The 11738-nt window shown below is 65.9% G+C and carries 9 protein-coding genes and 1 riboswitch; of the genes, 7 read left to right on the plus strand and 2 right to left on the minus strand.

Features of this window, described 5'->3' with window-relative positions; all coding sequences use genetic code 11:
- Positions 1 to 114: 114 nt before the first annotated feature.
- Positions 115 to 2007, plus strand: a complete 1893-nt coding sequence (locus ACN0RJ_RS18755; protein WP_417725248.1) for an acyl-CoA synthetase — start codon at positions 115 to 117, stop codon at positions 2005 to 2007.
- Between the two features lie 3 nt (positions 2008 to 2010).
- Here ACN0RJ_RS18755 and ACN0RJ_RS18760 read toward each other — a convergent pair whose 3' ends face one another.
- Entirely contained in the window at positions 2011 to 2940 is a 930-nt protein-coding gene (locus ACN0RJ_RS18760) for a DMT family transporter (RefSeq protein WP_417725249.1), read from the minus strand.
- 372 nt (positions 2941 to 3312) lie between these two features.
- On the opposite strand from ACN0RJ_RS18760, the gene ACN0RJ_RS18765 reads away from it, so the two are divergent.
- From ACN0RJ_RS18765 to ACN0RJ_RS18790, 6 genes are all read left to right on the plus strand, one after another.
- Positions 3313 to 3624: a co-chaperone GroES gene (locus ACN0RJ_RS18765; protein ID WP_417725250.1), complete on the plus strand. Its 312-nt coding sequence runs from the start codon at positions 3313 to 3315 to the stop codon at positions 3622 to 3624.
- A gap of 107 nt (positions 3625 to 3731) precedes the next feature.
- Positions 3732 to 5375, plus strand: a complete 1644-nt coding sequence (gene groL, locus ACN0RJ_RS18770; RefSeq protein WP_417721593.1) for a chaperonin GroEL — start codon at positions 3732 to 3734, stop codon at positions 5373 to 5375.
- Positions 5376 to 5522: 147 nt separating this feature from the next.
- Positions 5523 to 6152 carry a ribonuclease HII gene (locus tag ACN0RJ_RS18775; protein WP_417721592.1) on the plus strand — a complete coding sequence of 210 codons (630 nt, stop codon included), beginning with the start codon at positions 5523 to 5525 and terminating at the stop codon, positions 6150 to 6152.
- 90 nt (positions 6153 to 6242) lie between these two features.
- A complete protein-coding gene (locus tag ACN0RJ_RS18780; protein WP_417721591.1) occupies positions 6243 to 7355 on the plus strand; it encodes a site-specific DNA-methyltransferase in 1113 nt (370 codons plus the stop codon).
- 153 nt (positions 7356 to 7508) lie between these two features.
- On the plus strand, positions 7509 to 8387 hold the full coding sequence (locus tag ACN0RJ_RS18785) for a DMT family transporter (protein WP_417725251.1): 879 nt from the start codon (positions 7509 to 7511) through the stop codon (positions 8385 to 8387).
- Positions 8388 to 8485: 98 nt separating this feature from the next.
- Positions 8486 to 10372, plus strand: a complete 1887-nt coding sequence (locus tag ACN0RJ_RS18790) for a methyl-accepting chemotaxis protein (RefSeq protein ID WP_417725252.1) — start codon at positions 8486 to 8488, stop codon at positions 10370 to 10372.
- A 34-nt stretch (positions 10373 to 10406) separates the two neighbouring features.
- Here ACN0RJ_RS18790 and aroC read toward each other — a convergent pair whose 3' ends face one another.
- Entirely contained in the window at positions 10407 to 11513 is a 1107-nt protein-coding gene (aroC, locus tag ACN0RJ_RS18795) for a chorismate synthase (RefSeq protein ID WP_417725253.1), read from the minus strand.
- Between the two features lie 91 nt (positions 11514 to 11604).
- Positions 11605 to 11717, plus strand: a riboswitch (TPP riboswitch).
- The last annotated feature ends 21 nt before the right edge of the window (positions 11718 to 11738 follow it).

An 11738-nucleotide genomic window follows, 5' to 3' on the forward strand; every position in this document is an offset into this window, starting at 1 on the left:
CGGACCTCTGCCGTCACGTCCACATGGCTTGCGCGGTCCGGCGAAGCTGAACAGACTGCCCCGAGGAGAGGCCCCGCCGAGGGTGGGGAACACGGGATGGGAGGAGATTGGCCGATGAGCTTTGCAAGCGTCGCCGACAGGGATGCCATGGAAGCGGAAATGCCGTGGGCGGACCGGGATGTTCCGGTATCGCTCTACGGGCAACTGTCCCGCACGGCGCTTGATTTTCCGGATCGTCCGGCGGTCAGCTACCAGCTGTTCTCGGACCCCGGGGCCAGTGCCGAGACGCTGAGCTGGCGCCAGCTCAAGGACAAGGTGAGCCAGGCGGCGAACCTGTTCCGGAGCCTCGGTATCGGTCCGAAGGACACCATCGCCTACGTGCTGCCGAACTGCACCGAGACCGTGCTTGCGCTGCTCGGCGGGGCCGTGGCCGGGATCGTCAACCCGATCAACCCCTTGCTGGAGCCCGAACAGATCGCCGCCATCCTGCGCGAAACCAACGCCAAGGTGGTGGTGACGCTCAAGTCCTTTCCCAAGACCGACGTGTCGCAGAAGGTGTCCGAGGCCTGCCGCCACGCGCCGAATGTCGACACGGTGCTCGAGGTCGACCTCAACCGCTACCTGAGTCCGCCGAAATCCTGGCTGGTGCCCTTTTTGCGTCCCAAGACCTCCGGGGTGCCGCATGCGGACGTGAAGTGCTTCAACCGCGAGATGCGCCGGCAACCGACCACGCTGACCTTCGAGGATGCGACGGAGGATCGGGTCGCCGCCTATTTCCACACCGGCGGCACCACCGGGATGCCCAAGGTGGCGCAGCATCTCTACTCCGGGATGCTCTACAACGGCTGGCTCGGCGCGACGCTGCTGTTCCGTCCCGAAGACAACGTGATGTGCCCGCTTCCGCTGTTCCACGTCTTCGCAAGCCACGTCATCCTTATGGCGGCGCTGTGTTCGGGCGCGCACGTGGTCTTTCCGACCCCGGCGGGCTATCGCGGGGAGGGGGTGTTCGACAACTTCTGGAAGCTCTGCGAGCGCTGGAAGATCACCTTCGTCATCACCGTGCCGACCGCCGTTTCGGCGCTGATGCAGCGCAAGGTGGATGCGGACATCTCCAGCATCAAGAACGCCTTTTCCGGGTCCGCGCCGATGCCGCTGGAGCTGTTCAAGCGGTTCGAGGCGGCCTGCGGCGTGTCGATCTGCGAAGGCTACGGCCTGACCGAGGCGACCTGCCTCGTGTCGGTCAACCCGCCGGACGGGGAAAAGCGCGTCGGCTCCATCGGCATTCCCTTTCCCTACACCCACGTGAAGATCGTGCAGGGCACTCCCGACGGCCCGCGTGCCTGCGAGGTCGACGAGGTGGGCGAGATCTGCGTCGCCAGCCCCGGTGTCTACGCGGGCTCGACCTACACCGAAGAGGACAAGAACCGCGAACTGTTCCACGAGGGGATCTACCTGCGCACAGGGGATCTCGGGCGGATGGACGCGGACGGCTATCTCTGGATCACCGGGCGGGCGAAGGATCTCATCATCCGGGGCGGCCACAACATCGACCCTGCCGAGATCGAGGAGGCGCTGCTCTCGCATCCCGCCGTCGCCTTTGCCGGGGCGATCGGCCAGCCGGACGCCCACTCCGGGGAATTGCCCTGCGCCTTCGTCGAACTTGTCTCCGGCGCGAGCGCGACCGAGGAGGAGCTGTTGCAGCACGCGCGGGTGCACATCCACGAACGCGCTGCGATTCCCAAGCACCTGACCATCCTCGACGAGCTTCCCAAGACCGCCGTGGGCAAGGTGTTCAAGCCGGATCTGCGCAAGCAGGCGATCACCCGGGTCTATAACGGCGCGCTCGAGGCGGCGGGCCTTCCGGCGCGGGTCGTCTCGGTCGTCGACGACCGCAAGCGCGGGCTGGTGGCGCAGGTCGCGCGCCACGACGCCGATGCCGGGGCGGTGGGCCGGACGCTGGGCGGGTTCACCCGTCCCTGGGACTGGGCCGAGGGGGACGCGGGCTGAGCCTCAGGCCGCGTCGGCCTTCTTGCGGCGGGCGGCGATGCGTTCGCGGTTCAGGGTGTAGAGACCGGAGGCCACGATGATCGCGCAGCCGAGAAAGGTCCAGGCGTCGGGCAGGTCGGCAAAGACGATGTAGCCGTAGAGCGTGCCCCAGATGATCAGCGAATAGTGCACCGGGGTCACCACCACCGCCTGCGCCACGTCGAGCGCCCGGATGATGAGGGATTCGCCCAGGGCCGCGCCGACGGTCATCCCGAATGCCAGCAGGTAGGTCGAGGCGTGGTCGGGCGTCACCCAGACGAAGGGCAGGGGGATCGAGATCAGCAGGGCCGCGGTGATCGAGGTATAGCTGACCGTGGTCGCGATGGAATCGTCGCCGCTGACCATGCGCGACAGCAACTGCCGGGCGGAAAAGACGAAGGCCGCGAGGACAACGAAGAAGATCGCCGGATGGAACACGCCCGCGCCGGGCCGGATGACGATGAGCATTCCGATGAACCCCGCGCCGACCGCAAGCCAGCGCCGGATGCCGACCGGCTCGCGCAGCAGCACGGCGCCGAGGATGGTCACGATGAACGGCGCGATGAAGGTCACCGCCGTGGCATCCGCCAGCGGGACGTAGCGCAGCGCGAAGATGAACAGGCAGGCCGAGGTCACGGCCGCCGCGCCTCGGGTGATCTGCAGCACCGGATGCGGCGTGCGCAGGACGTGAAAGCCCTTGACCGACAACAGCACCAGCACTCCGGCAAGCAGGCCGAGCTGGCGGAACCAGACGATCTGGAACGGATGCAGCTCCGAGGTCAGCAGCTTGGCCAGCATGTCGGTGACGCCGAAGGCAAAGAAGCCCGCGGCCATCAGGATGATCCCGCGCATGTTGTCGGGAGGTCGTTGCAGCGGCGGGGCGGAATGGATCGGTGCGGCGGAACGCAGGGCCATGAAATCAGTCGTCCGAATCTCGGGATGGTAGCTTACGACCCTACAAGATCAGACTTGTTGACCTAATGCACGTCGATAGTGCCGACAGTTGCCCCGCCCGCCCGGGCGTCGGGGGTGTTTGCGGGGCGGAGGGAAACCGCGCAATGCCCGCGCCGGGGGGATGCGGGGGTTGAATACCGTCGCGCGCTTCCCATCTGGACGGCAGGCGGCGTGCCGCAACGGCCCCCGTCGCCGGGCCCGAAAAAATTCCCCGAAGTATTGTTGACACGACTCGATCATCTGCCTAGCTATGCGCCGTTAGCACTCGACAAGGGTGAGTGATAACCGGCCCCGAGGGCCGCAAGGATAACCTTTGAGCTAGGAGACTCGAAGATGGCATTCAAACCGCTTCATGACCGCGTGCTGGTTCGCCGCATCGAAAGCGACGAAAAGACCAAGGGCGGTCTGATCATCCCCGACAGCGCCAAGGAAAAGCCCGCCGAGGGCCTGATCGTGGCCTGCGGCGAAGGCGCCCGCAAGGACAGCGGCGAGCTGATCGCGATGGCCGTTGCGGCCGGCGACCGCGTCCTGTTCGGCAAGTGGTCCGGCACCGAAGTCACCGTCGATGGTGAAGAGCTGCTGATCATGAAGGAATCGGACATCCTCGGCATCATCGAGGACGACGCGGCGGCCAAGGCCGCCTGATCCGGTCGCGGCCCCCGGGGTCGCGGTTCCTTCCCGAGAGCGCCCGGAGCGCGTGATCCCATGCGCCCGACGTCTCAACAATCCAATGTAATCAGGAGAACTCGCATATGTCCGCAAAAGACGTGAAGTTCAACACCGACGCCCGTTCGCGCATGCTCAAGGGCGTGAACATCCTCGCAGACGCCGTGAAGGTGACGCTCGGCCCGAAAGGCCGCAACGTCGTCCTCGACAAGTCCTTCGGCGCACCGCGCATCACCAAGGACGGTGTTTCGGTCGCCAAGGAAATCGAACTGGAAGACAAGTTCGAGAACATGGGCGCCCAGATGGTGAAGGAAGTCGCTTCCCGCACCAACGACGAAGCCGGTGACGGCACCACCACCGCGACGGTTCTGGCCCAGGCCATCGTCAAGGAAGGCATGAAGTCGGTCGCGGCTGGCATGAACCCGATGGACCTCAAGCGCGGCATCGACCTCGCCACCTCCAAGGTCGTCGAAGCCATCAAGGCAGCCTCGCGCCCGGTGAACGACTCGGCCGAAGTCGCCCAGGTCGGCACCATCTCCGCCAACGGCGAAGCCGAAATCGGTCGTCAGATCGCTGACGCGATGCAGAAGGTCGGCAACGAGGGTGTCATCACCGTCGAAGAGAACAAGGGCCTCGAGACCGAGACCGATGTCGTCGAAGGCATGCAGTTCGACCGCGGCTACCTGTCGCCCTACTTCGTGACCAACGCCGACAAGATGATTGCAGACCTCGAAGACTGCATGATCCTGCTGCACGAGAAGAAGCTCTCCTCGCTCCAGCCGATGGTTCCGCTGCTCGAGCAGGTGATCCAGTCGCAGAAGCCGCTGCTGATCATCGCCGAAGACGTCGAAGGCGAAGCGCTGGCGACCCTCGTGGTCAACAAGCTGCGTGGCGGTCTGAAGATCGCGGCCGTCAAGGCACCGGGCTTCGGTGACCGTCGCAAGGCCATGCTGCAGGACATCGCGATCCTGACCGGCGGCCAGGTGATCTCCGAAGATCTCGGCATGAAGCTCGAGAACGTCGGCATGGACATGCTCGGCAACGCCAAGAAGGTCTCGATCACCAAGGACGAAACCACCATCGTCGACGGTGCTGGCGAGAAGGCCGAGATCGAGGCACGCGTTTCCCAGATCCGTACCCAGATCGAAGAGACCACCTCGGACTACGACCGCGAGAAGCTGCAGGAACGTGTTGCCAAGCTGGCCGGCGGCGTTGCCGTCATCCGCGTCGGCGGCATGACCGAAGTCGAAGTGAAAGAGCGCAAGGACCGCGTCGATGACGCGCTCAACGCGACCCGCGCTGCCGTTCAGGAAGGTATCGTGGTCGGCGGCGGCGTTGCCCTCGTTCAGGGTGCAAAGGCGCTCGACGGTCTGCAGGGTGCGAACTCCGACCAGAACGCCGGCATCACCATCGTCCGCAAGGCGCTGGAAGCTCCGCTGCGTCAGATCGCCGAAAACGCCGGTGTCGACGGTTCCGTGGTCGCGGGCAAGGTGCGTGAATCGACCGACATGAAGTTCGGTTACAACGCCCAGACCGACGAATATGGCGACATGTTCAAGTTCGGCGTCATCGACCCCGCAAAGGTCGTCCGCACCGCGCTGGAAGACGCAGCCTCGATCGCAGGCCTGCTGATCACCACCGAAGCGATGGTCGCCGACAAGCCGCAGAAAGAAGGCGCTGGCGCCGGCGGCGGCATGCCCGACATGGGCGGCATGGGCGGCATGATGTAAGACGCTTCCGACAGGAAGCGCAGCTGCGCAACGTCAAGGCAAAGGGGCCCTCCGGGGCCCCTTCGTCATTCTGCCGACCCCTGCGCGCCGCCGGGGCAGGGCGGTCTACCCCCTTGCGTCACGGGCGCTGGCGGGGTTCTTGACCCCATGAGCGGACCGGATGATTCCTTCGAGACAGAGCACTGGGGCGCGGGGCGCCTCGTCGCCGGCCTTGACGAGGTCGGGCGCGGCCCGCTGGCCGGGCCGGTCGTGGCCGCCGCGGTGATCCTCGATCCCGCCCGCATCCCGGCGGGGCTCAACGATTCAAAGAAACTGTCCGAAAAGGCCCGCGACCGGCTCAGTGCCGCGATACGGGACTGCGCCGAGGTCGCCATCGGCGTCGCCGAGGTCGCCGAGATCGACGAGATCAACATCCTGCAGGCCAGCCTCCTTGCCATGCACCGGGCGCTCTCCGCCTTACCCCGCGCGCCGCATCACGCCCTGGTCGACGGCCGCTTCGTTCCCCCGCAACTGGCTTGCCCCGCAACCCCGCTCATCAAGGGCGACGGGCGCTCCGTGAGCATCGCGGCGGCCTCGATTGTGGCAAAAACATGGCGCGACGCCCTCATGCGGGACTTGGCGCAACACCATCCCGGATACGGCTGGGAGACGAACATGGGTTATGGATCGAAAAGCCACATTTCGGCGCTCCGAAATCTCGGTGCAACCCCACACCATAGGCGTTCGTTCAAGCCGGTGCACAATATCTTGTGGCAAGGCAATTCCACAAGTGACTGATTCAAAAAAGAAATTGACCGCGATTCGGCTTTGAATCATCTTTGTCCTCAACCACAGAGAGCGCAAATGCTCCGGGGACAGAGGCAGAGAATGAACACGATGACCAAAGCAAAGAGCGCCTCCGCGCTCCCTCTCAACACGATTCTGAAGGGCGATTGCATCGAATTGATGCGCTCGCTCCCGGAAGCGTCCGTCGATCTGATCTTCGCCGATCCGCCCTACAATCTCCAGCTGCGGGGCGACCTGCACAGGCCGGACAACAGCCGGGTGGATGCGGTCGACGATCACTGGGACCAGTTCTCGTCCTTTGCCGTCTACGACAAGTTCACCCGTGAATGGCTCGCCGCCGCCAAGCGGCTGCTGAAGCCGAACGGCGCGATCTGGGTCATCGGGTCCTATCACAACATCTTCCGGGTCGGGGCCGCGCTTCAGGATGCCGGGTACTGGATCCTCAACGACGTGGTCTGGCGCAAGTCCAACCCGATGCCGAACTTCCGCGGCAAGCGCTTCACCAATGCGCACGAGACGATGATCTGGGCGTCGAAGTCCGAAGGGGCGAAATACACCTTCAATTACGAGGCGCTGAAATCGCTGAACGAGGGCATCCAGATGCGCTCGGACTGGGTTCTGCCGATCTGCAACGGCGGCGAGCGGCTCAAGGACGAAAACGGCGACAAAGCCCATCCGACGCAGAAGCCGACCTCGCTGCTGCACCGTGTTCTGGTCGGCTCGACCAACCCCGGCGACGTGGTGCTCGACCCGTTCTTCGGCACCGGCACCACCGGCGCCGTGGCCAAGATGCTGGGTCGCGACTGGATCGGGATCGAGCGCGAACCGGCCTATATCGAGGCCGCGACGAAGCGCATCGCCGATGTCCGGGCCTTCGACCGCTCCGCGCTAGAGGTCAGCACGTCCAAGCGCGCCGAACCGCGCGTGCCCTTCGGCCAACTGGTCGAGCGCGGGATGCTGCGCCCGGGCGAAATGCTGGTCTCGCCCTCCGGAAAATCCGCCAAGGTGCGGGCTGACGGAACGCTCGTGGGCGATGACGTGAAGGGCTCGATCCATCAGGTCGGCGCGCATCTCGAAGGCGCCCCCTCCTGCAACGGCTGGACCTACTGGCATTTCCGCAAGGACGGCCAGACCGTGCCGATCGACGTGCTGCGCCAGCAGATCCGCGCCGAAATGGCGTCGCGGCCGCACTAGGGCGCGCCTTTCAGACAACCCAATCCGAACACCGCCAGTGCCCGACTTCACGGGCACTAACTGGCCCCGCCTGCGTGACAGGCGGGGCATTTTTCCGTTCCCCCTTGCACCTGCCGCCACATGTCGACAGTTAGGCGCGGACGGAGGCGCGACATGGACGTAAAAGCAATTCTTCTCGGACTGGCCTTCGCGGTCATGTGGTCGTCGGCCTTCACCTCGGCGCGGATGATCGTCGCGGTCGCCCCGCCGCTCGGCGCGCTGGCGCTGAGGTTCCTGCTGTCGGGCCTTCTGGCCGTGGTCGTGGCGCGGATCATGGGGCAGTCCTGGAAACTGTCCCGGACCCAGTGGCGGGCGACGATCATCTTCGGAATCTGCCAGAACACCCTGTATCTCGGGCTGAATTTCGTCGCCATGCAGACGGTGCAGGCGTCGGTCGCGGCGATCATCGCCTCTTCCATGCCGCTGATGGTGGCGCTGGCAAGCTGGCTCTGGCAGGGCGAAAAGCTGCGCCCCCTCGGCATCGCCGGGCTTCTGGCGGGGATCCTCGGCGTGGTGCTGATCATGGGCGCGCGGCTTCAGGGCGGGCTGGATCCGTTCGGGGTCATGCTCTGCCTGCTCGGGATGCTGTCGCTCAGCGTCGCCACGATGGCGGTGCGCGGCGCGACCTCCGGCGGGAATTTCCTGATGGTGGTCGGGCTGCAGATGCTGGTGGGCAGCGCGCTGCTCTGGCCGCTGTCGCTGGGCCTCGAAACCTACGAGGTCACCTGGTCCTGGCAGCTCGTCGCGGCCTTCGTCTACACCACGCTGGTGCCCGGCCTCGCGGCGACCCTGGTCTGGGTGACGCTGGTGAACCGGATCGGCGCGGTCAAGGCCTCGACCTTCCACTTCCTGAACCCCTTCCTCGGGGTTGCCATCGCCGCGCTGTTCCTCGGGGAGGCCCTGGGGCCGCTCGACATCGTCGGGGTGGCGATCATCACGCTCGGCATCCTTGCCGTGCAGCTCGCGCGTGCCCCGCGCGGGCGGAGTGTCTAAAATACCGGCAAAGGCCAAGGGTTTGTTTACGGCTGGCTGATAGCGGTTCCACGCATCGGGCGATCTGCGCCCGGAGACGCAGGAACAAGGATCAGCACATGGGCCGGTTTTCCATCAAGTATCAGCTTCTCATCCTCGGGTCCGTCTTCGTGCTGCAGACCGTCGCGGTGGCGGTCTTCTCGGGCTGGATGCAGAAGCGACTGACGGTAAACACCCATTTCGGCCATGACATCGCGTTCCAGAACGAGGTGCTGGTGGAAATGTCCTCGGCGATCAACCGCATCGGGTCGGGGCTGCTGGAATTCGAACATTCGCTGTCGGGCAAGATCGATCCCGTCTTCGAGGAGCTTGCCCTGCTGCCCGACATCGTCGCGAGGAGCGAGGTCGCCTTCGTCGAGACGGAGACGGCCGCGGCCCGCCGTCCCGACGTGCCCGAAACGCTCAAAGGCGTGCTGACCTATTCGACCGCGCTCGGCCCGCAGCTCGAATTCCTCGTCGCGCCGGGGGTCACGATCTTCGAAACCGACGCGGTTCTCTCCGATCAGGTCCTGCCGGCGTTGTCGGAAATGCGGAACATCGTGCAGACCGTCCGGCGCGAGAACTCGAGCATCTTCGCCGCGGCGGAGGCAGAGGCGGACCGCATCATGGAGCAGAGTTTCACCTGGCTCCTCATGGTCAACGCGGCGGCGGTCAGCCTCGGCTTGATCTGCGTCCTGATCTTCGGCCGCGTGTTGTCCAAACCGTTCCAGGGCGCGGCAGCGGCGGTGCGCGGCATCGCGGGCGGCGATTACGAGACCGCGATTTCCGGCACCGACCGTGGGGACGAGGCCGGCCAGATTGCCCGCAACCTGGAAGAACTGCGGGACAAGCTGCTGCAGGCGGACGGCGCCGCCAAGCTCGAACGGCAGTCCCACGCCAAGCGTCTGGAGATGTTCGATGTGCTGGGCAACGCGATGAGCGGGCTGGCGCAGGGCGAGGTGAACGAGCGGCTGGATGCGGACAAATGGTCGGACCTTGGGGCGAATTATGTCGCCCTATGCACCAATTTCAACGACCTCTCGGCCAAGATCGGCGACATGATCGGCTCCCTGCGCGACTCCGCCGACATGGTGCAGCGCAATTCCCGCGAACTTTCCTCCATGTCGACGGAAATGTCGCGCCGATCCGAGGTGCAGGCCGCGACGCTCGAGGAATCCGCCGCCGCGCTGGAAGAGCTGTCCTCCAGCGTGAAAGCCGCCGCGGCGCGCGCCGAAGAGGCCGATCAGCGGGTCGGCGAGGGGCGCATCCGCGCCGAGGAAGGCGGCGCGGTGATGGAACGGGCCCTTGCCGCGATGAGCTCCATCGCCGCCTCCTCGGACCAGATCACCCAGATCATCGGGGTGATCGACGACATCGCCTTCCAGACCAATCTGCTCGCCCTCAACGCCGGGGTCGAGGCGGCCCGCGCCGGGGAAAGCGGCAAGGGTTTCTCGGTCGTCGCGTCCGAGGTCCGCTCGCTCGCACAGCGCGCCTCGGAATCCGCGCGGGAGATAAAGGCGCTGGTCTCCAACAGTTCGCAGCAGGTCAAGGATGGCGGTCAGCTTGTCGAGCAGACGGGCGTCGCGCTGTCCGACATCGTGCGCAACGTGACTGAGGTTTCCGGCCTCGTGGCCGAAATCGCGTCAGCCGCGCGGGAACAATCGGCGGGATTGCAGGAGATCAACGTCGGCGTGGCCGAACTGGACAAGGTCACCCAGCAGAATGCCGCCATGGTGGGCGAAACCAGCTCGGCCAGCCAGCAGCTCAACAGCGAGGCGCAGCGCCTGACCGCCCAGCTTGAACGGTTCCTCGGCGACGCGGTGGAGGAGGGCGAGGACGAGGTCACCCCCGTCTCGATCCCGATCGAGGATTTCGACCCGCCCGCGCCCTCCGCTCCGCCCGAAAGCGTGCAGCCCGCACCGGCCCGCGCCGTCGCCAATTCGGATGTCGCCTGGGAGGATTTCTGACCCGCCCCGAAGTCGGATCAGCCCCGAGGCCGGATCAGCCCTGGCCGATCCTGCCCCGGTTGGCGCCGATCTGTCCGCGATGCAGCAGCAGGTGATCCAGCAGAACGCAGGCCATCATCGCCTCGCCCACCGGGACGGCGCGGATGCCGACGCAGGGATCGTGGCGACCCTTGGTGACGATCTCGGTCTCTTCGCCCGACTTGGTGATCGTCCGGCGCGGCGTCAGGATCGACGAGGTCGGCTTCACCGCAAAGCGTACCACGACCTCCTGCCCGGTCGAGATCCCGCCGAGGATGCCGCCAGCATGGTTGGAACTGTAGAGCGGACCGTCATTGCCCATGGTGATTTCGTCGGCATTCTGCGACCCGCGCAATTCGGCGGCCTGCATGCCCTCGCCGATTTCCACGCCCTTGACGGCATTGATCGACATCATCGCGGCGGCAAGGTCGGTGTCGAGCTTGCCGTAGACCGGCGCTCCCAGACCGGCAGGCACGCCGTTCGCAACGACCTCGACGACGGCCCCCACGCTGTCGCCGGACTTGCGCAACTCGCCCAGGTAGTCGGCCCAGGTCCCGGCCGCAACGGGGTCGGGGCACCAGAACGGGTTGTTGTCGATCTCCCCCGCCTCGAAGCGCGCGGGATCGACCGCGTGGCGACCCATGCGGGTCATGTAGCCGCGGATGCTCAGTCCCGGCGCGAGCTCCTGCAGCGCGGCGCGGGCAAGGCCGCCGGCCGCGACCCGCGCCGCGGTTTCGCGTGCCGAACTGCGTCCTCCGCCCCGGTAGTCGCGGATGCCGTATTTCTGCCAGTAGGTGATGTCCGCATGGCCGGGACGGAACTTCTCGGCAATGTCGCCGTAATCCTTCGACCGCTGGTCGGTGTTCTCGATCATCAACTGCACCGGCGTGCCCGTCGTGCGGCCCTCGAAGACGCCGGAGAGGATGCGCACCGCGTCGGCCTCGCGGCGCTGGGTGGTGAACTTGTTCTGCCCCGGCTTGCGCTTGTCCATCCAGACCTGGAGCATCGCCTCGTCCACGGCCACGCCCGGCGGGCAGCCGTCGACCGTCGCGCCGAGCGCGGGCCCGTGGCTTTCGCCCCAGGTGGTGACGCGGAACAGATGACCGAAGGTGTTGAGGCTCATGCGCGGGCTCCTTTTGCGCCCGTTCCTAGGGCAGGGGACAGCCTGCCTCAAGGGATTTCGCTTGAAACCCCGCCCGGCGCGGGCTAGCTCTGGCGCTACCTCGGGGTGCCGTCCCGCCATGTGCGACCGGCTGAGATGCAGCGATGCGAACCCGTTGAACCTGACCCGGTTAACACCGGCGGAGGGAAGGTTTCGGCCCCCACAGGCCCATCTTGCCCTCTCGCC

This window comes from Salipiger sp., from assembly GCF_048261495.1.
In the GTDB taxonomy this organism is placed as follows: Bacteria; Pseudomonadota; Alphaproteobacteria; order Rhodobacterales; family Rhodobacteraceae; genus Salipiger.

What these genes read in the sequence shown, in the direction of transcription:
- aroC (WP_417725253.1), bottom strand. Translation starts at nt 11,513, where the DNA reads ATGAGCCTCAACACCTTCGGTCATCTGTTCCGCGTCACCACCTGGGGC.
- groL (WP_417721593.1), top strand. Translation starts at nt 3,732, where the DNA reads ATGTCCGCAAAAGACGTGAAGTTCAACACCGACGCCCGTTCGCGCATG.
- ACN0RJ_RS18785 (WP_417725251.1), top strand. Translation starts at nt 7,509, where the DNA reads ATGGACGTAAAAGCAATTCTTCTCGGACTGGCCTTCGCGGTCATGTGG.
- ACN0RJ_RS18775 (WP_417721592.1), top strand. Translation starts at nt 5,523, where the DNA reads ATGAGCGGACCGGATGATTCCTTCGAGACAGAGCACTGGGGCGCGGGG.
- ACN0RJ_RS18755 (WP_417725248.1), top strand. Translation starts at nt 115, where the DNA reads ATGAGCTTTGCAAGCGTCGCCGACAGGGATGCCATGGAAGCGGAAATG.
- ACN0RJ_RS18790 (WP_417725252.1), top strand. Translation starts at nt 8,486, where the DNA reads ATGGGCCGGTTTTCCATCAAGTATCAGCTTCTCATCCTCGGGTCCGTC.
- ACN0RJ_RS18780 (WP_417721591.1), top strand. Translation starts at nt 6,243, where the DNA reads ATGAACACGATGACCAAAGCAAAGAGCGCCTCCGCGCTCCCTCTCAAC.
- ACN0RJ_RS18760 (WP_417725249.1), bottom strand. Translation starts at nt 2,940, where the DNA reads ATGGCCCTGCGTTCCGCCGCACCGATCCATTCCGCCCCGCCGCTGCAA.
- ACN0RJ_RS18765 (WP_417725250.1), top strand. Translation starts at nt 3,313, where the DNA reads ATGGCATTCAAACCGCTTCATGACCGCGTGCTGGTTCGCCGCATCGAA.